Origin of the sequence: Pseudomonas sp. gcc21 (assembly GCF_012844345.1) — a bacterium.
Taxonomy (GTDB): Bacteria; Pseudomonadota; Gammaproteobacteria; order Pseudomonadales; family Pseudomonadaceae; genus Halopseudomonas.
The window spans coordinates 506,749-528,548 of the sequence record NZ_CP051625.1 but is presented as its reverse complement, the minus strand read 5'-3'; the positions used below and the strand labels follow the sequence as shown (position 1 = coordinate 528,548).

20 protein-coding genes are annotated in these 21,800 nt (G+C 59.0%); 11 read left to right on the top strand and 9 right to left on the bottom strand.

The genetic code is table 11. From position 1 onward, the window contains the following. Positions 1-2: 2 nt before the first annotated feature. Positions 3-197 carry a PA1571 family protein gene (locus tag HG264_RS02605; protein WP_256663755.1) on the top strand — a complete coding sequence of 65 codons (195 nt, stop codon included), beginning with the start codon at positions 3-5 and terminating at the stop codon, positions 195-197. Positions 198-202: 5 nt separating this feature from the next. On the opposite strand, the gene pdxB is transcribed toward HG264_RS02605, so the two are convergent. Both pdxB and HG264_RS02595 read right to left on the bottom strand, forming a co-directional pair. Further along, complete coding sequence (gene pdxB, locus HG264_RS02600; RefSeq protein WP_169406195.1) at positions 203-1,348, bottom strand: 4-phosphoerythronate dehydrogenase PdxB; 1,146 nt, start codon at positions 1,346-1,348, stop codon at positions 203-205. 79 nt (positions 1,349-1,427) lie between these two features. Next, entirely contained in the window at positions 1,428-1,934 is a 507-nt protein-coding gene (locus HG264_RS02595) for an elongation factor P hydroxylase (protein WP_306085225.1), read from the bottom strand. Positions 1,935-2,026: 92 nt separating this feature from the next. Between HG264_RS02595 and HG264_RS02590 the strand changes: the two genes are divergently transcribed. Together HG264_RS02590 and HG264_RS02585 are read left to right on the top strand one after the other, a co-directional pair. Further along, positions 2,027-3,436, top strand: coding sequence for an MATE family efflux transporter (locus HG264_RS02590; RefSeq protein ID WP_169406194.1), 1,410 nt, complete (start codon positions 2,027-2,029; stop codon positions 3,434-3,436). 70 nt (positions 3,437-3,506) lie between these two features. Continuing rightward, a complete protein-coding gene (locus HG264_RS02585; RefSeq protein ID WP_169406193.1) occupies positions 3,507-4,583 on the top strand; it encodes a DUF3080 family protein in 1,077 nt (358 codons plus the stop codon). A gap of 11 nt (positions 4,584-4,594) precedes the next feature. Here the strand turns inward: HG264_RS02585 and tusA are convergent, their stop codons facing one another. Then, the gene (gene tusA / locus HG264_RS02580; protein ID WP_169406192.1) at positions 4,595-4,831 is read right to left on the bottom strand and encodes a sulfurtransferase TusA; all 237 of its coding nucleotides are present in this window, start codon (positions 4,829-4,831) and stop codon (positions 4,595-4,597) included. 196 nt (positions 4,832-5,027) lie between these two features. On the opposite strand from tusA, the gene HG264_RS02575 reads away from it, so the two are divergent. Next, positions 5,028-5,312, top strand: a complete 285-nt coding sequence (locus HG264_RS02575; RefSeq protein ID WP_169406191.1) for an antibiotic biosynthesis monooxygenase — start codon at positions 5,028-5,030, stop codon at positions 5,310-5,312. A gap of 47 nt (positions 5,313-5,359) precedes the next feature. Here the strand turns inward: HG264_RS02575 and rlmM are convergent, their stop codons facing one another. Then, on the bottom strand, positions 5,360-6,448 hold the full coding sequence (gene rlmM, locus HG264_RS02570) for a 23S rRNA (cytidine(2498)-2'-O)-methyltransferase RlmM (protein ID WP_169406190.1): 1,089 nt from the start codon (positions 6,446-6,448) through the stop codon (positions 5,360-5,362). A gap of 254 nt (positions 6,449-6,702) precedes the next feature. Here rlmM and HG264_RS02565 point away from each other — a divergent pair, with 254 nt between their 5' ends. From HG264_RS02565 to HG264_RS02545, 5 genes are all read left to right on the top strand, one after another. Further along, on the top strand, positions 6,703-7,626 hold the full coding sequence (locus HG264_RS02565) for a LysR family transcriptional regulator (protein ID WP_169406189.1): 924 nt from the start codon (positions 6,703-6,705) through the stop codon (positions 7,624-7,626). 236 nt (positions 7,627-7,862) lie between these two features. After that, a complete protein-coding gene (locus HG264_RS02560; RefSeq protein WP_372240192.1) occupies positions 7,863-8,741 on the top strand; it encodes an alpha/beta hydrolase family protein in 879 nt (292 codons plus the stop codon). A 330-nt stretch (positions 8,742-9,071) separates the two neighbouring features. After that, positions 9,072-9,884, top strand: coding sequence for an alpha/beta hydrolase family protein (locus HG264_RS02555; RefSeq protein ID WP_372240216.1), 813 nt, complete (start codon positions 9,072-9,074; stop codon positions 9,882-9,884). Positions 9,885-10,122: 238 nt separating this feature from the next. Next, positions 10,123-10,995, top strand: a complete 873-nt coding sequence (locus tag HG264_RS02550; RefSeq protein WP_169406187.1) for an alpha/beta hydrolase — start codon at positions 10,123-10,125, stop codon at positions 10,993-10,995. Positions 10,996-11,339: 344 nt separating this feature from the next. Further along, positions 11,340-11,963: a QsdR family transcriptional regulator gene (locus HG264_RS02545; RefSeq protein ID WP_169406186.1), complete on the top strand. Its 624-nt coding sequence runs from the start codon at positions 11,340-11,342 to the stop codon at positions 11,961-11,963. A 6-nt stretch (positions 11,964-11,969) separates the two neighbouring features. On the opposite strand, the gene HG264_RS02540 is transcribed toward HG264_RS02545, so the two are convergent. From HG264_RS02540 to HG264_RS02530, 3 genes are all read right to left on the bottom strand, one after another. Continuing rightward, on the bottom strand, positions 11,970-13,565 hold the full coding sequence (locus tag HG264_RS02540; protein WP_169406185.1) for an ATP-binding protein: 1,596 nt from the start codon (positions 13,563-13,565) through the stop codon (positions 11,970-11,972). Continuing rightward, a complete protein-coding gene (locus HG264_RS02535) occupies positions 13,562-14,281 on the bottom strand; it encodes a response regulator (RefSeq protein ID WP_169406184.1) in 720 nt (239 codons plus the stop codon). Before HG264_RS02535 ends, HG264_RS02540 begins: the two co-directional genes overlap by 4 nt. Before the next feature lie 103 nt (positions 14,282-14,384). Continuing rightward, the gene (locus HG264_RS02530) at positions 14,385-15,467 is read right to left on the bottom strand and encodes an AraC family transcriptional regulator (protein ID WP_169406183.1); all 1,083 of its coding nucleotides are present in this window, start codon (positions 15,465-15,467) and stop codon (positions 14,385-14,387) included. A 79-nt stretch (positions 15,468-15,546) separates the two neighbouring features. Between HG264_RS02530 and HG264_RS18685 the strand changes: the two genes are divergently transcribed. Next, positions 15,547-19,356, top strand: a complete 3,810-nt coding sequence (locus tag HG264_RS18685) for a molybdopterin-dependent oxidoreductase (RefSeq protein ID WP_169406182.1) — start codon at positions 15,547-15,549, stop codon at positions 19,354-19,356. A gap of 167 nt (positions 19,357-19,523) precedes the next feature. Here HG264_RS18685 and HG264_RS02520 read toward each other — a convergent pair whose 3' ends face one another. Together HG264_RS02520 and HG264_RS02515 are read right to left on the bottom strand one after the other, a co-directional pair. After that, a complete protein-coding gene (locus HG264_RS02520; protein ID WP_169406181.1) occupies positions 19,524-19,733 on the bottom strand; it encodes a cold-shock protein in 210 nt (69 codons plus the stop codon). Positions 19,734-19,980: 247 nt separating this feature from the next. Next, positions 19,981-20,373 (bottom strand): phosphopantetheine adenylyltransferase, encoded by a 393-nt coding sequence (locus HG264_RS02515; protein WP_169406180.1) that lies wholly within the window; start codon positions 20,371-20,373, stop codon positions 19,981-19,983. 344 nt (positions 20,374-20,717) lie between these two features. On the opposite strand from HG264_RS02515, the gene HG264_RS02510 reads away from it, so the two are divergent. Further along, positions 20,718-21,761: a DNA topoisomerase IB gene (locus HG264_RS02510; protein ID WP_169406179.1), complete on the top strand. Its 1,044-nt coding sequence runs from the start codon at positions 20,718-20,720 to the stop codon at positions 21,759-21,761. Positions 21,762-21,800 lie beyond the last annotated feature (39 nt).

The window sequence follows — 21,800 nt, the reverse complement described above, 5'->3', positions numbered from 1 at the left end:
ACATGAGTTTACACACGCTGGACACCAGGAACGCTTGCCCGGACGAGAACAGTCTGAATACCGAGCCCGCCGGATACGTCATTGACGAACAGGGGCGTGAAATCGCCATTACCGAGCAGATGATCCAGCGAGCCTGCGCGGAGCTGGACCAGCATTGGCAACCGGTCAGTCCAGAACTGAACGAAAGCAGGGCCTGAAAACGCTAGGATCTGAATCCCGCCGCAGCCAGCCTGTCGGCCACCGGACGCTCCATCGGAGCGTCCATGCTGACGCGATAGAACGAATTCTCCCGCCGCAACGGATAGTGCTTTCGCAATAAATCAAATCCGCTACGTATCTCGCTGTCCGAGTCTGCCGTGCCAAGCATGGCTCTGAATCGGGCATCATCATCGCGCACGTCATATACCAGACGCAAAGCCCGGGCCAGCAGCCATGCGCTGGATGTCCCCGCGCTGACCCTGAGCTCTCCACTGCCATCGGAAGGCGCAATATCGTCCAGCCGTACGGTAGGCTTTTCTCCTAGAAACTGGCAAAGCGCCTGATAGATCTGCGCGGTGCCACGCAATTTGCCATCCAGGCTATAGCCTGCGATGTGCGGCGTCGCCAGGGCGCAGAGAGCGGCAAGCTCAGGGTCAACGAGTGGCTCATGTTCCCAGACATCGAGCGCTACCTGCAGGTCATCTCGCTGTTCAAGCAGAGCTTTCAGCGCCTGGTTGTCGATTACCGGGCCGCGACTGCTGTTGATCAACCAGGCGCCTGACCGCAATCTCGCCAGACGGTCAGTATTGAACAGGTGACGGGTTGGATACCGACCCGAATCAGTAAGCGGTACATGGCAGCTGATCACACCGGCTCGTTCGATCAGGGAATCCAGCCCGATAAATCCGGACTCCTGCTCTGACCGCGGCGGATCGCAAAGCAGGCATTCCACACCAAGCTGGCGCAGCGTCCGGGCAAGTCGCCCGCCCACCTGCCCGGCTCCGACAATTCCGACCACCTGTTGTTGCCAGTCAATGCCGGTGCGCTCGGAGAAAGCCAGCAAACAACTCAGCACATACTCCACTACCCCGCGGGCGTTACAGCCCGGAGCGCTGGCAACGCAGATTCCAGCCTTGTCCAGGCCGTGCAAATCAAGATGATCGGTGCCGATTGTACAGGTGCCGACGAAGCGCACTGTGCTCCCGGCCAGCATGGAAGCAGTGACCTTAGTCACCGAGCGCACCAGCAGTACATCTGCATGACGCACCGACGACGCGTCAATCTTGCGTCCGGGCAGGCGCGTGATGCGCCCGAAACCGGACATGAATTCATCAAGCAGAGGAATATTTTCGTCAGCAACAATATGCATGGGGAGTTCCGGTTTGCGCGGGTGGCTCATTGTCGGCCGCCGCCCGCTCGCCTGTCCAGCGACCGGGCGCTGGGTGCGATTAAAGCTGTTCGAGGCTAAAGGCACCCGCGGTGAGCTGGGTACCTGGCCGATAACAATCGAGCAGAGCCTGAATGAAACGCTGAGGCCGCTCGGGCACACCCTCAACCAGATAGCTGTGAACCTGAGCTACAACCCTGCGTTTGAATGGCAAAGGATCGGTCGGCTCGCCGCTGAGGTTATCCAGGCTGACACGGAAGGGATGGCCTGCCGCTTCGCAAAACAGCCACTCCAACGCCTGCGGCTTGACCTCAACCTGTTCAAAGGCCTGCTGCTGCTGCGCAGATCGACCGTCCGGTGCGTACCAATATCCGAAGTCAGGTAGCAGGCGCCGCTGCGGTCCTGCCACGCACCAGTGCGAAATCTCGTGCAGCGCACTGCGAAAGTAATCGCGGGTAAACAGAATGCGGTGATGCGGACTGGTTTGGTCTGCTGGCAGGTATTCCGGTTCGTCGGCACCAGGCACGAGTACGGTGTTGAAATCACTAGCGAAACAGTTCTCAAACAAGCGAACCAGATCTTTACAATCGTAGGTCATCTGCAGGTGGACAATATTGGGCAAATTGATAGGATGAGGCGCTTTTCTCAGACCATACCTTCATGACAATCGCTGAAAATACCGGCCGGTGGCGCCGCAGTGTAACAGAACTGCGCAGCCTGACCTGGCTGGCGCTACCTATTATCGCGGCGCAAATGTCGCATACTCTGCTTGGCTTCGTTGATACCGCGATGGCCGGCCGTGTCAGTGCCCTCGATCTGGCGGCCGTGGCGCTCGGCAACGCATTCTGGGTGCCGACCTTCCTGTTTCTCACCGGCGTATTGATGATCGTCACTTCGAAGGTGGCTGCCAGCAGCGGTCCGGCACAGATTGGCGATACCGGTGCCCTGGTGCGCCAGGGCGCATGGCTGGGGGTCGCCGTAGGCCTGGCCTGCGCAGCCTTTCTATGGTCGGTCGAGTCTGTCCTGCATGTAATGGATGTTCAGGACGACCTGATCCCTTTGACCATGGGCTATCTCAAGGCCGTAGCGCTCGGCTTCCCCGCAGTGGCGATTTACCAGGGTTTGCGCGGGTTGAGCGACGGGCTGTCACGCACCAAGCCCACTATGCTCATCGGTTTCGCCGGCCTGATACTCAACGTGCCACTGAACTACGTTCTGGTGTACGGCAAATTAGGCATGCCTGCTTTTGGCGCGATAGGCTGCGGGATTGCGACCGCAGTGGTCATGTGGTTCATGCTCGGTTGTATGCTGGTTTATCTGAAACGCTCCCCCGTCTACCGCGCCACTAAGCTGTTCGAGCGCTTCGACTGGCCACGCTGGCCAGCGCAACGGCACCTGTTAGGCCTGGGCTTGCCGATCGGCATTGCATTGTTCGCCGAGACCAGCATGTTCTGCGTCATCGCCTTGCTGATCGCCGGTCTGGGAGCTGAGGTGGTCGCGAGCCATCAGGTTGCGCTCAACTTCTCTTCCATTACCTTTATGGTGCCTTTCAGCCTGGGCCTGGCGATTACCGTTCGGGTCGGACATAACCTTGGCTTGAACGGCGCGCGAGCCGGCCTGTTTGCTGCAAAGGCCGGAATCCTCGCCTCGCTGGTGTATGCCGCCATTGCCGCCAGCCTGATGTTGGCCCTGGCGGACGCGATCCCGCTGCTCTACACGCGTAACCCGGAAGTCATCGCCCTCGCCTCCACCTTGTTCTTCTACGCAGCGCTATACCAGTTCTCGGATGCGGTTCAGGTCGCCTGTGCAGGTGCTCTGCGCGGCTATCAGGACACGCGCTTGCCCATGCTATTGACCATGATCGCCTACTGGGCGATCGGTTTGCCAAGCGGCTACATTCTTGGTCTGACCGATATCTGGGGACCTGCGCAGGGTCCCGCCGGATTCTGGCAGGGTCTGATTCTGGGCTTGACCGCTGCGGCCGTATTCTTGTCCATCCGCCTGGCAATCGTGGGGGCGCGGCGTAAACGCGACCAGCCCCATGGCGTCAGCCTGGCCGGTCGCGAGTAGCGCTTCAGACCTGCATCACCCGAACTGCCATACTGACAAGCTGTCATTGTGGTACCTGGGGAGGCCCTCGATGTTGCGCCTTGTCGTCATTCTGCTGGTTTGCGCGTTTGCGACTGCCTGTCAGCGCGCGCCGGAAGCAAGCAGGCAGATGGACAACTATCTTGACCGGGTCGGCCGCGTTCTCGGCCAGGACTGGCAGGCCTGGGATGAGGACACCTTGAGCCAGTACCGGTTGCCGTCGCGCAGAAACAGAATGCAACCGGTGCCTCAGCTTCGCCTGGGGATGATCGATCTGGTCGTTGAGTCGAACCAGTGCCCTGCCCTGCAACAGACCGTCGCACAGCGTAACAGCAGCCTCGGCAAGGTGATGCCCGGCAGCCACCTGCTTGCTTATGAGGGCGAGCTATTGCGCAATCTTGACGCCTGTATGGACATCATCAAGGACGACGCCGAACGCCGCGCACTGCACCAACAGCTCAGCGAGATCGCGGACATCAAACGGGCCAGTCTGCCCAGGGCCTTCTGGAATGCGCTGAACGCGAGCTCGGAATTCGAGCACTACATGCGCTTCGATAATCAACCGTTGCCTGTGAGTCAGGAGCCGCTTACTGATCACGGAGCCATAGATGCCCTGCGCCATCTGGCTGAAATCGGCCAGGCCCTGCCAGCGCGTCTGCCGCCAACGCAGTCGACGCTAGAACCCTTGTTCGAAGCCCTGCAGCGAAGCGATCGCAGCGGTCAGCTGATTCACAGCCTGGCACGCCTGAACCACACGCTGGACCAGGCCACCGCCATGTTGCGGGCGAGAGCGCCCGCCTTTCTGTGTCCATTGGGACAACCCACACGCCGTTCGCGCACGCTGCTGACTGTGTTCACCACGTTTTACGCTGGCGAGATCCAGCCACAGATGGCACAGGCCCAAAGACTCGGCCAACCCTGGCAGGCCGCGATCCTGCAGTTAGGCCACACGGCAGAAATCCCCAGCGCGACCGCAACCTATCTGCAGCGTCTCGCTGGTGAAGAGCGTTCCCTCTGGGAGCGTTATCAACGCAGTATCCAGGCGCATAGCGAAGCCTGGCAGGACGTGCTGGGCGCGTGCCAGCAGCGCCCGGGACAACCCGGCTGGGACGCCGGACGACGGGAATAGTACTGTGAGCCTCAGGCCTTGCGTATCAGATACCGGTAAGTACCGTCCTGCACGTCCTGTTCAACCAGCTGATGGCCGAGAAACTCACAGAATCGTGGAATGTCACGCTGGGTGGAAGGGTCCGTGGCGAGCACTTCAAGTAACTCGCCAACGCTGATATCGCGCACTGCATTGTGCAACATCATTACCGGTTCCGGGCACAGTAGCCCGCGAGTGTCCAGATGACGCATATCGGCTGGCTCGGTCATTACACTCTCGCTGGGTCAGCTTTCCTTATCGGACGCACCTTCAATACAGACAGCAAAGGTGAGCGCTTTAACGGAGTCCGAGAACAAGCTGTGACTCCGGGGGAAAAGGTTATCGAAAAAAGTACTTCTCTTGCCAGCAGCGCCGGCAGAGACAACACTATGGATATGCGGGATTAAACATCACTAAGGAAACTCCATGATCAAAGTGTTGATTGAGCGTGTAATTGCCGAAGGCCTGGAAGACCATTACGAAGCCGCGGCACGCAGAATCATCCAGCAAGCCATCCAATCACCAGGCTTCATTTCCGGCGAGTCATTCCGGGACCTGGAACGACCGAACCATCGCATCGTCATGGTGACCTGGCAGAATCGCCATTCGTGGGAGCGTTGGGAGAACTCCGACGGACGCCGGGACAGCCTCAACGAGTTCAGACCCATGTTGCTGGAAGACGAACGAATCACGCTGCTCGAGCCACTCTGATTCCTGTTGCAAAACCGCCGGATCCCGGGATCCGGCGGTGGGTAGATCTATTGCTGTACTGACTGCACTCGATAACTGCCGGCATGCAATACGCGCACGTGGCAGGTCACCTCTTCCCGGTCCGAGTACAGCTGTTTACACGAAATCGTCGCGCGTATACCCGCCTCGTCCAGCGCAGCCTGCACATGGTCAATACACTGCAACACTTCGAAGTAGCGGCGTTTCATCGGCAGCTTAAAATTCATGATGGCTTCGCGGCACCAGCCCCTGGACACCCACCGCGCCAGCAACGAACTGCTACGGGCCGGCTTGTCGACGATATCGCACACCATCCATTGCACCGGCACCTTGGGCTTGTACATATAGCCATCGGCCTCGACGTGTTCGACCTGACCGCTGTCCATCAGCTTGCGATCCATCGGACCGTTGTCCACCGCCACGACCTTCATGTGCCGGTTGACCATTTGCCAGGTCCAACCGCCCGGTGCTGCGCCGAGGTCAACTGCCAGCATGCCGGGTGCCAGACGACTGTCCCATTCATCCCGCGGGATGAAATGATGCCAGGCTTCTTCTAGCTTGAGCGTCGACCGGCTCGGCGCTTCGCGCGGCACCTTCAAACGTGGAATACCCATTGGCCAGGGCGCGGCGTTATCCGCCCAGGACCAGCCGACAAAGATCCGCTCTCCGCTCTCGAAACAAACATGCAGCCGCGGCGCATCGGTTTTGGTCGGGCGAATGAAACGCGTCTTCAGCAGCGCTGTTTCGAGCGGCTTGCCGAGCTTCTTTGTCAGCGCAGCCATTGCCTTGCCGTCGTTGGTATCGGCGGTCTCCAGCCACAGGCTGGAAGCCAGTGGCCCCTTGGAGCAGGCGGTGATAATCGGAGAGATCCGGTCATCAGCCGACACATCAAGCCAATCGCCCAGTGCCCACTGCCGAACAAAAATCAGATGGCGGAAATTCAGCTTGCGCATCAGGGTGGCAGCATCGCCCTCCCCCGGACACACAAAGCGCACCAGCGCCGTGCCTTCCCGCGTGACCGCATACCCCGCAATACCCTTGGCGGCAGCCAACTCCTGCATCTCGGCAGCGGCTTCGCCCTCGAAGCCCGGACGACAGTGCAACAACAATTCCTGCATGGAAAACCCCAGATAAGTAATCGGTCGCTACTTTACAGCGTACGCCGACGCGGAAGAAGGGAATTAGGCTCCCGTGACGCTTCCTGCGGGGATTGTTGACCGACGGCACCCACCCCGACGCGACGAGCGATCTCTCGCTCAAGAACAACGAAAATCAAACAGCCGCTGCCGTTCTTCGGTTATCCCGGGTGCTCGGCTGAATCAAACTCATCGTGTTAACGTTCAGCTTCTAGATGATTCATGATGAGCACAGCATGCTTGAGATCCGTCACCTTAGAACCCTCACCACCCTGCGCGAAGCTGAAAGCCTGGTCGAAGCATCGGAGCGCTTGCATCTGACGCAATCGGCCTTGTCACATCAACTCAAGAATCTGGAGGATGAGCTGGGTCTGCAGCTCTTCGTGCGCAAGACGCGGCCGGTGCGTTTCACCAGTGCGGGGTTGCGCCTGCTACGGTTGGCGGACAGCCTGTTGCCGCAACTACGCCAGGCCGAGCGCGACCTTCAACGTCTGGCCGGGGGACAGGCCGGACGCCTGCATATGGCGATCGAGTGCCATAGCTGTTTCCAGTGGCTAATGCCTACGATAGACCAGTTCCGCAATGCCTGGCCGGACGTGGAGGTGGATTTTGCCTCGGGTTTTTTCTTCGCTCCTCTCCCCGCGCTGGCCCGAGGCGAGCTTGATCTCGTGGTGACTTCTGATCCCCAGGAAATCGCCGGCATTACCTATGTCCCCTTGTTCACCTACGAGGCGCAACTGGCGATCAGCAACCAGCACCCGTTGATCAATCGCGCCTTTGTCGAGCCGGCGGACCTGGCTAACGAAACCCTGATCTGCTATCCGGTTGATCGGGAACGGCTGGATATCTTCAAGCACTTTCTAGAGCCTGCGGGCATTGAGCCACCTGCCGTACGCAACGCCGAGATGACAGTCATGATGATGCAGTTGGTGGCGTCCGGCCGGGGCGTGTGTTGCCTGCCGAACTGGGCCATGGCGGAGTATCTGCAACGTGGCTATGTCAGCGCCCGACCGCTGGGCCCAGACGGCCTGTTTGGCACCCTGTATGCCGCGGTGCGAGCCGACATGCTCGATACTTCTTATATGCAGGACTTCCTGCTTACAGCCAAGGACATCTCCTTCTCCACGCTCCCAGGGGTTACCGCCAAGTTACCCGGCTGACCGATTTCGACAACCGGTGGACATTCACCCGCTGACAACTCCATCGCCATGACGCCAGTTTGTCTTGAGCATGGTATTTCTCTGACGGCGCTCACGTTTTTAACCGGCTGCTCCCCCAATCGGGCGAGATCCAGCATCGCGCAGCTCAATATACATTGGTCGAATCCAGAGCCTGACTTGGGTCTCGGCCATAGCGCTCGGTAAGCAGTAACAATAAAAATCCACAGGATTCTTCCATGAACGCTTCCTTGCACAAACTTACCGCTGTTGCTTTTGGTCTGTTGCTGTCTTCTGGTGCGATGGCTTACAACCCGACTCCGCCGACCAACCCCGATCCCGATCCGAATCCCGGCGAAGGCTCCGGCTTTCCTTCCGTATCTGATTTCAGCCGCTCTGGATCATTCTCTACCACAAACGGCAACGAAGGCCCGAACTGCACGGTTTATCGTCCGCGCACCCTTGGCGACAACGGCCTCAAACACCCGATCATTCTCTGGGGTAACGGCACCGGCTCTTCACCCAGCACCTACAGCGCATTGCTGACTCATTGGGCCAGCCACGGTTTCGTCGTCGCAGCCGCACGCACCTCCAACGCCGGCTCGGGCGCAGAAATGATCGACTGCCTCGACTACCTTGTCGAGCAGAACGGCCGCAGCGGCGGCACCTATGGCGGCAAGCTGAACGTGAACCGCGTCGGTACTGCCGGTCACTCCCAGGGCGGTGGCGGCACCATCATGGCTGGTCAGGACAATCGCGTGACAGCCACCGCGCCGTTCCAGCCTTACACTATCGGACTGGGTCATCGTTCCTCCTCGCAAAGCAATCAGAACGGGCCGATGTTCCTCATGACTGGCGGTGCAGACACCATTGCCGCTCCAGCACGCAACGCCCAACCTGTATTCAACCGTGCCAACGTGCCTGTGTTCTGGGGCGAGCTGAATTCGGCCAGTCACTTTGAACCAGTAGGTAACGCAGGCGGATTCCGCGGGCCCTCCACGGCTTGGTTGCGTTATCACCTGATGGCCGACCAGAACGCGCGCAGTACCTTTTATGGCAACAACTGCACACTCTGTTCTGACCGCAGCTGGACCGTGCGTCGCAAAGATATCAACTGATAACCGGGTTTCACTTGGTTCCTCTCTTTTTGGCTGCTTAGGCAGCCTTTTTTTATGACACGCGTCTACAGCCCGATATTGACGCGCTCCTTGGGGGCCCGCCTCCAAAGCTCACCCAAATATGTCTCAGTTTCACCCGAACAGGCGACTGTGTATCAATTGGGAACGCGCTAGGGTTTGCTCCGTGAATGCGAAACACCGTCGTTGGAAGTAGCTGAAGAGCTCAATGATGAATCCCATAAGAAAGCTAAAAAAAGAGAGATCACCATGAAAGCACCCTTTTTGAAACTGACAAGCGTCGCCATCGGCGTTCTTCTTTCGGCCGGAGCCATGGCCTATAACCCACCTGGCGGAGGTGACGGCGGAAACGGCGGAGGCGGTGGTGGTGGCGATTTCCCATCCGTTTCCGACTTCAGCCGTGCTGGCTCATTCGCTACTACCAATGGCAACGAAGGTCCCAGCTGCAGCATTTATCGACCGCGCACTTTGGGTGAAGGCGGTCGACAGCACCCGATCATCCTTTGGGGTAACGGCACCGGCTCCAGCCCGACAACCTATCGCGGGCTGCTTGATCACTGGGCGAGCCATGGTTTCGTCGTAGCAGCAGCACGCACCTCCAATGCCGGATCAGGTCAGGAGATGATTGCCTGTCTCGATTATCTGGTTCAACAGAACGGCCGCAGCACCGGCACCTATGCTGGCAAATTGAACGTCAACCGCGTCGGTACCGCAGGTCACTCGCAAGGGGGCGGCGGTAGCATCATGGCGGGTCAGGACAGTCGTGTCACGGTTACAGCTCCGTTCCAGCCCTACACCATCGGCCTCGGGCATCGCTCCTCTTCGCAAAGCAACCAGAGCGGTCCGATGTTCCTGATGACAGGCAGCTCAGATACCATCGCCTCCCCTAGTCTGAACGCCGCACCGGTATTCCGTCGCGCCAACGTACCGGTATTCTGGGGCGAACTGGCACGGGCCAGCCATTTCGAGCCAGTAGGTAGCGCGGGCGGTTTCCGTGGTCCAGCTACCGCATGGTTCCGCTACCATCTGATGAGCGATGGCAACGCAGAAAGTACCTTCTATGGCAGCAACTGCGGCTTGTGTAGCGATCGTAGCTGGGATGTCGAGCGCAAGGGCATCAACTAACCGAAAGACGTAACGTCCCGGAGCCGGTTACCGAGAGGTAGCCGGCTTTTGCGTTTCTGGATCGTTCGATCCCCACCATACGACGTTTGATACATATTGCGTTTTTGTCTCAAATTCACCCTTTTGGGCGAGTGAATGTTGATTCACTCACGGCTAGTTTCGTACTCGCAATGAGCGCAGCAGATGTCAGGGAAGATCCTAGGTTCGAATTATCCCTACAATAATGCTAAGAGAGATCATGATGAATTTACCTGTAATGAAGCTTTCCGCTCTTACCCTCGGTCTTGCACTGTCCGCCAGCGCACTGGCTGGCAACCCTCCCGGTCAGAATCCTCCAGGCGATCTACCGGTCGATTCCGGCTTTCCAGCAGTAAGCGATTTCGCTGCGGACGGCCCGTTTGCTACAACCGCTAACAGCGAAGGCCCGAGCTGCCGTATCTCGCGCCCGCGCACTCTTGGCGAAGACGGCCTTAAACACCCGATCATCATCTGGGGTAACGGTACGGGTGGTGGTGCGACAACCTACGCCGGTCTGCATGAGCATTGGGCAAGCCACGGTTTCGTCGTAGCCGCAGCCACGACGGCCAATGCCGGCAGCGGAGAGGAAATGATTGCCTGCCTCGACTATCTGGTCCAACAGAACGGCCGCAGCGGTGGCACCTATGGCGGCAAGCTTGATCTGAACCGTGTCGGCGCATCCGGCCATTCGCAAGGCGGTGGCGGCACCATCATGGCCGGCCAGGACCCACGCATCACTACCACAGCACCCTTCCAGCCATACGTGCTCGGCCTGGGCCATGTATCGTCTTCGCAGCGCAATCAGAATGGTCCGATGTTCCTCATGACCGGCAGCGACGATACGCTGGCAGGCTCGACATTGAACGGACGTCCCGTTTTCCGCAACGCAAACGTTCCGGTTTTCTGGGGTGAGCTGCAGGGAGTCGATCACTTCGAACCCGTGGGCGATGCCGGTGGTTATCGTGGGCCCTCTACCGCCTGGTATCGCTACCAGTTGATGGGCGATCAGAACGCTGCCGGTGTCTTCGAAGGCTCCGACTGCACACTGTGCACATCACGTGACTGGGACGTTCAGAAGAAGAATTTCAACTGATATCAGGCTCTGACGAGCTAAAGCACAGCATGACCGACAGCCGGCTATCATCCGATAGCCGGCTTTTCTCTTGCCCTCACAATCAGGCTGACTATATCCCGACCAGCAAGTCATGACCTGACTGATCGCCCGGCAGACAAAGTGGCAACCCGGCCGAAGCGGATACAAACAACCACTGCATATTGACAAGGCACTAAACTGCGGAGTGTGTGCGAAGCGCACCAATAAACACGCGAAGCAGCATTTGCTACGTGCGCCAAATCCGGGACACTTCTATTCTTGGTATCAGCCTTGCTACTATAGGCGCCAACAATGACCATCCCGCTATCAAATAGGCAGTCAATATGAGCAAGCCGAACACCCCGTTGGCCCTGGCACTCTCGCAGCGTAAATCAGATGAACGCGCGACGCCGTTGAGTGCCTTTCGCATGGCGAGACGGTGGTGGTTGGAGGGTCGTAGGCTGAATCTTTCATTGCTGGCAGAAGAATTGGATATCGGTCGGGCGACGCTGATGCGCTGGGTGGGCAACAAGGATTTGCTGATGGGCGAGATTCTCTGGTCGCTCTACAAGGAAATCTATGACGAGGCGATCGAACGCGCGCAGCAGGATCCCAAGCTCGAAGGCATCGATTTTCTGTCTCGGATCTACAACGACATCAACGTTGCTCTGATCGAAGCAAAGCCCATGCACAACTTCCTGCACGCCGAACCGCAATGGGGGCTGCAGTTACTGACATCCAACGTGGCAGGCCTACAAAACCGCTTGATCGAGACCTGGCGCAAACTGTTCGAACAGGAAATACAAGCCGGCAGGATCAACCCTGAAATGGACGCCGAGAGCCTGGCTTATTTCATCATCCGTATCGGTGAGAGTGCCATCTACTGCGACCTGATCTGCGGCCGCACGCCTGATGCAAAACAGGCTGAGACGGCGTTCCGGCTACTGGTCAACGGTCACAGCCGCTAGACATTTCTAGCTTCGACGCAGCGGCCAATCCAGAATAAAGGCCGCACCATCCAACGTGGTGGAGCGCTCAACCCGAGCGCTTCCCTGATGCCAATAGATAATTCTACGCACGATAGCCAGCCCGAGTCCGTAACCGCCGGATGAGCGAGTGCGACTATCGTCCAGGCGCAGGAATGGCGTAAAGATTCGTTCCCGAAAGTCCTCATCAATGCCCGGACCATCATCCTCCACCATGATGATGCAGCGCTCATACTGCACTTGAGTAGTAACCAGTACGCGGCTCTTGGCGTAGCGCATCGCGTTGGTCACCAGATTGGCGACGGCGCGCTGCAGATAGCGCGATTCGGCTTCAACGTGAAGCGCCCTGCCCATCGAATGGTCATCGTGGCGCACCTCAAGCTGTTGATTCAGCGGAGCCAGTTCGCTGACTATCTGATCCACCATCGCAGGGACGTTGGTACGCTTGAAGGTCAGTTCGGGCGCGTCCTGATCCAGTCGCGCGTACACCAGAATTTCGTCCACCAGACCGTCCAGCTCGTTGAGATCGGCATCCATGCCTTCTACATACTTTCGTCGATCTTCCGGCCTTACCGCGGTATCGACCATTTCCAGACCGAACCGCAACCGCGCCACGGGCGTGCGTAATTCGTGGGATACCGCGCCGATCATCTCCTGTTGAATACGCATCAAACGTTGAAGATGCGTCGCCATCCGGTTGAATGCCCGGGCCAGACGGCCCACCGCATCGTTCCCTCGGGCATCCACCCGCGCGTTCAGGTTGCCTGCGGTGATATGCGCTGCCGCGGACTCAAGTGTCAGCAAACGTCTTTCCAACTGCCGGACCAACAAATAGATAAGCAAGCCGCAGAGCGCCAGCATCAACATACCGGTGATTAACAAGAGACCTGCGGGGTATTCGTTCATCTGATACAGCGGACCGAGACTCAGAATCCACTGGCTGTCCGGTATTTTCAGATAAAGTAGCACTGAATCGCCGTCCGGCCCGAGGGTCATTACGGTATCGCTTTCCTCCAGCCGGCGACGCTGATCAGGATCCAGGTCAGCCTCGCGAGCCGGAGTCAGGCGCAGCGGATAACCAAAGCCCTTGTCGCCCCTGAGCTGTTGCAGCCGACCCGGCATGTCGCCTTCGGGATAACGGACCAGTTCATCAGCAACCAGAAACAGCGTAGCCCTGCCCAACTGTTCGGATACACGGTGAATCGCCGCTGTTAACACCACTCCTTCTGCCTGATTCACCAGCGCATGGACTTGCAGACGCGGATTACGTGAAGGTCGTACCAGCACGCGTCCCTTGGTCAACCGGGACCAGGCGCTGGTCTCAAGATCAAGTTCGTCGACGTGCTTCATTTCGAGGGGTACACCGATCAACCGCGTCCAAGCCGCCAGGGCACGCAGGCGTTCGGCGTGATCCATATTCTCAAGGTTATCGGCCATCAGCCGGAACGTACCCGTGGCGATGCGCTCGCGGTACTCTTCCGTACGTATATCGTTGACCAGCCAGATGGCCGCCAACCCCAGCAACAGCACCGTGATCAATACCGCCAGGATTCCGCCATAAACCCGGAAGAAAATCGAGTTCACTGGGCGGCAGTCTCGGGCGCGACGAACAGATAACCTTTGCTGCGAACGGTCTTTATGATCCGTGGCTGCTCAGGATCATCGCCGATCTTGGGACGGATTTTCGAGATACGCACGTCAATCGAGCGGTCCTGGCCGTCGTAACCGATGCCACGCAATGCGACGAAGGTTTCCTCCCGGCTCAACACCCGGCCTGCGTTGCTCGCGAGCAACCAGAGCAGGTCAAACTCGGCTCCGGTGAGGTCGATCAACTCAGAATTAAGCCAGGCTTCGCGGCGGGTACTGTCGATAATCAGCGAATCAAACTGCAGTCTGCTCGGCGGCTGCTCAGGTTGTTGCTCGACCTCGCCCCTGCGCCGCAATAGCGCTCGAATACGCGCCAACAGTACCTGCGGCCGTACCGGCTTGTTCACATAATCATCCGCGCCAAGCTCCAGCCCCTGGATGTGATCCTTATCATCGCTGCGTGCTGTGAGCATGAGAATTGGACGGGCGTAACCTGCTTCGCGTAGACGCCTGCAAATGGAAAGGCCGTCTTCTCCTGGCAGCATCAGATCCAGCACCACCAGATCCGGGGTCTGCTTCAGCACCCGCTCGACTGCCTTGCCGCCGTCAGATTCTATTGCTGCCTGCAAGCCTTGAGCGCTGAGGAAATCGGCAATCAGGGAAGCAAGCTTCAAGTCATCCTCGACAATCAGAATGCGTTCATTTTCGTCCACGTTTCCCTCGGTCGCGATCTATCTAACAGAGCGCGGCATTGTAACATCAGCGCCGCACCCTCCAGCAGTCCGTGCGCCCTGTTTGCAACCCGCGTGATTCAATTCAAAGCGGTAGCGCGTCGAGTCCCAATCCACCCGCTTCGACATCGCGCACCAAGCCGCCACGGTATTCGCCCGGCGTCATGCCGGTCCAACTGCGGAAGGCACGGATGAAAGAGCTTTGCTCGGAATAGCCCAGCAGCAATGCCACATCTGTCTGGGCCAGCGCCGGGTCTGCCAGATACTGTCGGGCCAGAGTGTGGCGGGTGTGTGCCAGAAGACCGCGGTAACTGTATCCGGCGCTGCGTAGCTGACGGTAAAAAGTACGCAGGGAACACCCGAGGGCAGCTGCGACCAATTCCGCGCTGACATCACCGTTCTTCATCGATTCGACGATCTGCTCCTGCACCTGCGAAAAGAACGCCCCCGCCTGCTCACCTGCAAACCGGGGTTGTTGCTTCAGCAGCGCCTGGGCCTGCTGCTCCAGAAGCCGCAACAAGTAAGGATCCTTGCTTGAAACCGGCAGCGCTAACAGGTGCGCCGGCAGGGCCAATTCGATCGCCTTGCAATCGAAGTCCACCGGGCAGCCTAGCAGCGCCTGGTACACGTTCGTATCCTGCGGCCGGGCAAAGGGCAACCCTGCCCTAACCGGGGTCACCGGCCGGCCAATGAGCGCCTGGCACAGGGCGACAAAAACCGCCAGGCTGAACTCGGTAGCCGGTGGCGTATTGGCCACTGCCTGGGTCCAGCGCATGTGCAGCACGCCGTCCTTTAGCCGGGCGCGAGAAGTCAGCCCTTCCTGCAGCAATGCGTGATAACGATCGTAGCGCGCCAGTGCCTGGCCCAGCGTGCCGCAGGACGACACCATATAGCCCACCACACCAAACTGCCGAGGCTCGGCCGCCAACCCCAATCGAATGCCTAGCGCCTGAACCGGATCGAGCTGCGATACCGACTCCAGCAACTCGCAAAACTGCAGGGCTGACACGCTTGGCAATTCCAATCCGCTATCCAGCTGGCCCATCAGTGCGGGCGCTGGCAGGTTTCGCTCGCGCACATAATTGCGCAGCGTCTCTATAAAGCCGGAAGGAATGGAATCGGTTCTGATCATGAAACGCACTATCAGGAAGCTGGCACGAAATGTCAATCGGGCACTTCCTGCCAATACGAATCTGCCTGTGCCGACATATCATATTGCCTTTTCCAGCCCTCGTGCGGAGCGGACCATGGCATACGTAGTGACCCAGAGCTGTATCGGCAATAAACACACCAGTTGCGTTGATGTGTGCCCGGTCGAGGCTTTCCGCGAAGCGCCGGAAATGCTGTTCATTGACCCCGACACCTGCATCGATTGCAACGCCTGCGTCTCGGCCTGCCCCGAAGGCGCGATTTTCCCGCGCAGCATGGTGCCGGAAGATCAACAGTCCTTTATTACGTTGAACGCGGAAGGCGCCAAGACACATCCGGTCATTCGCGAAAGCATCCAGACCGGCCAGCATGCAGCGAGCCCACTCGCCCGCCTGCCCGCTCGCTTTGCCATTGTCGGCTCGGGCCCCAGCGGCTTTTACGCCGCAGAGGCCCTGATGAAGCAGATGCCTGCGGCGCGTATCGACATGTTCGAGCGCCTGCCGACGCCATTCGGCCTGGTCCGCTACGGTGTGGCGCCCGACCACCCGCGCATCAAGTCCGTTACAGCCGGTTTCGAGCGCATCGCTGAGTCGGCGCAATTCCGCTTCTTCGGTAACGTGCACATCGGCCAGGATCTATCCAGCGCCGAGCTGCGCCAGCACTACCATGGCGTGGTATACGCCACCGGCGGCTCCCAGAGCCGAGCGCTCAGTCTGCCGGGTGCAGACAGCAAGAACATATTCGGCTCGTCCAACTTTGTCGGCTGGTACAACGGCCATCCTGACGAAGCCCAGCTTGCCCCTGCGCTGGCTGGCCCCACGGCGGTAATCATCGGCATCGGTAACGTGGCGCTGGATATCGCCCGCCTGCTGGTGCTGCCACAAGATCAACTGGCCAAGACCGATATTGCAGATGACGCACTGCATGCTCTGGCCGCCAGTGGCATTGAAGAAGTACGTCTGCTGGCTCGCCGTGGTCCGGCACAGGCCGCTTTCACACCCAAGGAACTCGAGCAGCTGATGGGCATTGATGGCCTGCAATTGCTGGTCGATCCGGCAGATCTTGAGCTGGACGACGCCACCGCGCGCCAGCTTGAGCAGCCCGAATTCGCCGAGGCGCGTCAGAACCTCATCCTGTTGCGTGAAATCGCGGCTCGCCCACAGGCTGAAGGCAAGCGCATTCGCTTCATGTTTTATACCAGCCCGACCGGCTTCAGCGCCGACAACGGCCAGGTCAGCACCGTGCATGCGCAACGCACCGAACTGGTCCGCAATGATCAGGGCGATCTGATAGCCCGCCTCTCTGAACAGACGCTGGATATACCGGCCAGCCTTGTGGTGCACGCCATCGGCTATCAGGGCTCAGCCATTGACGAGCTGCCCTTCGATACTGGCCGTGGCGTGATTCAGCACGAGCAGGGACGCATCACTGGCCACGCTGACGCCCGCGATTATGTTGCAGGCTGGATCAAACGCGGCGCCAGCGGCGTGATCGGCAGCAACCGTCAGTGTGCGACCGAAAGCGTACAGCGCCTTCTGGATGATCTGGGCAGCAGCCTGCCGGCCGTCGGTGACGAAGACATTGATATGCTGCTGAAAGCCCGACAGGTGGACACCGTCAGCCTGGCAGACTGGCGTCTGCTGGATCAGCACGAACAGGCTCGCGGTCGGTCCCAGGGGCGGACACGCCGCAAGATCGTCAATATCGAAGAGATGCTGACAGTCATCCGCGACGCGCGCGCACGCGAGGCCGAGCAGGCGCGGATGCCGGTAAAAACCCACCATCGTGCGTGCACGCTATGTGAAGCCATGTGCGGCGTGGTCATCAAAACCCAGGGCGAGCAGATTCTGTCCATCGCCGGTGATCCGGACGATCCGCACAGCCTGGGGCACATCTGCCCCAAGGGCTATTCCCTGCAGGACCTGCACACCGACCCGGACCGCCTGCGCACCCCGCTGGAAAAGGTCAACGGCGAGTGGCTGCCCATCGACTGGGACAGCGCGCTGGACAAGGTTGCTGCCAAACTGGTCGATATTCAGCAGCGCCACGGCAACGATTCCATCGCCGGGTACTGGGGTAATCCTGCGTCCCATAACCTTGGCCTGATGATGGCGTCCGGCTCGTTACGCAAGGCCATTGGCACCCGCAATATTTCCTCGGCCGCATCGCTGGATCAGATGCCGCATCAGCTGGTGTCCTACCTGATGTTCGGTCACAGCACGCTGTTTACCATTCCGGACATTGACCGCACCCAATACATGCTGATGCTCGGCGCCAACCCTGCGGTATCCAATGGCAGCCTGATGACAGCCGGCGACATTCTCAAGCGCATGGAAAATATTCGCGAACGCGGCGGCAAGATCATTCTCGTTGATCCGCGTCGCACCGAGTCTGCGCGTTATGTGGACCAGCATCTGTTTATCCGCCCGGGTACCGATGCCTTCTTCCTGCTCGGCCTGATCCGCCACGTGCTCGACAAGGGCCTGACCAAACCCGGCCGCCTGCGGGAACTGGCCGATAACTGGGATGCTCTGGAGCCGCTGTTCGACGGTATATCACTTGAGCAGGTCAGCGCCCGTTGCGGGATTGCCGTCGAAGACATCAAACGCATCGCCGAAGACTTCGCGGCTGCCGAATGCGCCGTGTGTTACGGCCGCATGGGTGTCGCCACTCAGAGCTACGGCGCGCTCAACCACTGGCTGATGCTGGTACTGAACATCCTGACCGGTAACCTCGATCGTCCTGGCGGCATGATGTTCACCACGCCTGCTTTCAACAAGGCGCAGAGCCGGCCCATGGGCAGCTTCAATACCTATCAGAGCCGCGCCCGCGGTTTGCCGGAATTTGACAGCTACTTCCCCGCCGTCACGCTCGCCGAGGAAATGCTCACCCCTGGCGAAGGTCAGGTGCGTGGTTTTATCTGCGTAGCGGGCAACCCGGTACTGTCCACGCCCAACGGGCGGCAAATGGATGAAGCGCTGGAACAGCTCGAATTCATGGTCTCGATCGATTTCTATCTGAACGAAACCTCACGGCATGCCGACATCATCCTGCCGCCTACCGGCCCGCTGGAACACGAGCAGTACGACATCGTCTTCAACATGCTCGCAGTGCGCAATCTGGCACGCTTCAGTGACCCTGTGTTCGAGCCGGCGGAAGACGCGCGTGGTGACTGGGACATCGTCCAGGGTCTTACCGACCGGATCATGGCCCTGAAAAATCCCGACGGCGCGCCGGCACGCAAAGCACCCACCCCGGAACAGATTCTCGACCATGGCCTGAAAACCGGGCCATATGGGCAGGGCTTTACTGAATACAACAGTGGCGAGCCGGTGCAGCGTGACGAGCCGCTCAGCCTTGAAGTACTCAAGCGCTACCCGCATGGCCTTGATCTGGGGCCGATGCGCGAGTCCTTCCCCGGCTACCTGTTCACCGCTGACAACACGCTGCACCTGACACCCACCGAGCTGGTCACCGACCTGGGTCGTGCCCTGGCTGATCTGCGCGGCACTGAGCGCAGTGAGTTGATGCTGATCGGTCGTCGCGACCTGCGTACCAACAATTCCTGGATGCACAACAGTCAGCGCCTGGTGAAAGGGTCCGACCGCTGCGCTTTGATGATCAACCCGGCCGACGCCGCGCGTCTGGGACTGGAAACCGGCAAGCAGGCACGCATCATGTCGCGCACCGGTGAGCTGCTGGTCAGCGTGCAAATCAGCGACGACATCATGCCGGGCGTGGTCAGCCTGCCCCATGGCTGGGGTCATGACCGTGAAGGTGTGAGCCTGCGGGTGGCGCAGAGCAATCCGGGCATCAACGTCAACGACATCACTGATGATCAGGTCGTCGATGTACTGTCCGGCAACGCGGTATTCAACGGCATTCCGGTATCGGTGGTAGCTGTTTGATTCGGACTACCGCCAGACCGTGATGACTCTGGTCAGGGCACAGCCATACTGTGCCTCGCTAGCTACATCACGGCCTCAACTGAGGCTTATCGACCGCCCAACAAAAAGCCCAACATTCGCTGGGCTTTTTGGTTCTTCGCGCTCAGGTGCTCAAGGCACCCGGGGGCTTAGACGGCGACGATGTTTTCAGCTTGCGGGCCTTTCTGGCCCTGCGTGAGCGTGAACTCAACGCGCTGACCTTCAGCGAGGGTTTTGAAACCCGAGCCGCTGATGGCACTGAAATGTGCGAACACATCCGGACCGGATGCCTGTTCGATGAAACCAAAGCCTTTTGCTTCGTTAAACCATTTTACGGTGCCAGTAGTGGTAGTAGACATGATGTACATCCTGAATTGACAAGTGATGGCCCATATGGACCGGAATGCTGGAGAGATGCGGTAACTTAGACACTTCAGGACGAGCACGACTAGCGATACTGCGAAGCAAAGATCTGAACTAAAGACTGTCTTTCAAGCTGGCGCCCAATGTACAGCATCGCCGCGACATAGCAACATAAATATTATTCACCCCTGCGCGGACTACCGCCCAACACTCAACAAGACCGCCGCAATCCCGGCCGAATGGTTACACCCCGGCGCGTTTTTCATTGCGACTAACAGCGCACACAGCCCCGGCAACAACAAGCGCAACAGCCGCAACCACGTCCGCCATCACCACCCTGCCGATCGCCTCGTTGTAATCCCCCACCGCCCATGCGATGGCGATAAATGACACCACACTGATGAAGCCCGCACCTATCGCCAGCAATTGCAGCCCCGGCCTGAACGCCGCGTAGACCAGAAACAGACCAAGCAATCCAAACAGAATTGCACGATGCCGCATCAGGATCTCAAGGTTGGGCTCGCCCAGCGACACGCCATACAAGGCAGCCAGGCTGTCCACTCCGAGCACACCAGAAACGGGGAGCAGATGGATAATGCCGACAAGCACCAGCAGGCCGGCGATAACTTTCTGCATGTTCTGGATCTCCAGCAGTGATCAGGATGTGCAGACCAATAATGCATAACGACTGGATCGAGACAATCTCACGCGAACTGAGACGAGAACCGGTCGACCTCGGGCCTGGAATCTAACCGCTTCAATTGCCAGCCAGACCCGATCCAAACGCCTCACCGGTAAACTTCAAATAACCGAACGCAGGCATTAATCGAAGGAACGCCAGTCAAGCCTGTTCGGTCATGGGCTCAACCCCAGGCCAGGAAACGAAACTGAGCACTTTGTTCCCATCCTTACTGGCACAACTGCAAAACGCAGCGGTCAATCAGATATACCCGCCTGAAGTGTAGACAGGGAAACAACCCATGCCCGACTCCGCGTTGCAAACCGATCTGCCTCGCGACCTGCATTACGTCGACGACACCCAACCCGGCATCAGCCGCAAGAAATACCGCGGCAAGTTCCGCTATTTCAGTGCCAAGGGTGAGCGCATCACTGACCCTGACGAGATCAAACGCCTCGATTCCTTGGCTGTGCCGCCCGCCTACACCGACGTATGGATCTGTTCAGACCCGCGCGGGCACCTGCAAGCCACCGGTCGCGACGCTCGCGGGCGCAAACAATACCGCTACCACCCACGCTGGCGGGAAGTACGCGATGCCGACAAATATGCGCGCCTGCAAGCCTTCGGCAAGGCGCTGCCAAAACTGCGCAAGCAGCTGGAAGCGAAAATGGCGGAGCCCGGGTTCACCCGCGAAAAAGTCCTGGCAACCGTGGTGATGCTGCTGGATGCCACGCTCATTCGCGTCGGCAATGCTCAGTACGCGAAAGAAAACAAGTCCTACGGGCTGACCACCCTGCGCACCCGCCATGTCGATATCAAGGGCAGTGAGATCAAGTTCCAGTTCCGCGGGAAAAGCGGCGTCGAGCATCAGATCAGCGTGAAAGACCGACGTTTGGCCAGAGTGGTCAAACGCTGCCAGGAACTACCGGGACAGGATCTCTTCCAGTATCTGGACGAAAATGGTGAGCGCCATACCGTCACCTCCTCCGACGTCAATGACTACCTGCACAGCCTTACCGGGGCGGACTTCACGGCGAAGGATTACCGCACCTGGGCCGGAACGGCGATCGCACTGGCGGTACTCCGAGAGCTGGAATGGCAGCCAGAATCGCATGCAAAACAGCACGTGGTTGCGGTGGTCAAGGAGGTTGCCAGGCAACTGGGAAACACCCCCGCCGTATGCCGCAAATGCTATATCCACCCCGCCGTGCTTGAGCATTTCAGCCTCGGCGAGTTAACCAAACTGCCCAAGCCGCGCGTGCGCAAGGGTTTGAAAGCTGAGGAAGTTGCACTGGCGATGTTCCTCGAACGGCTGGCCGCCGACATGCCGAACACACCAGTTTAGCCTCCGGTGTCGACCCAAACAGGGTTGGCTAGACTGATA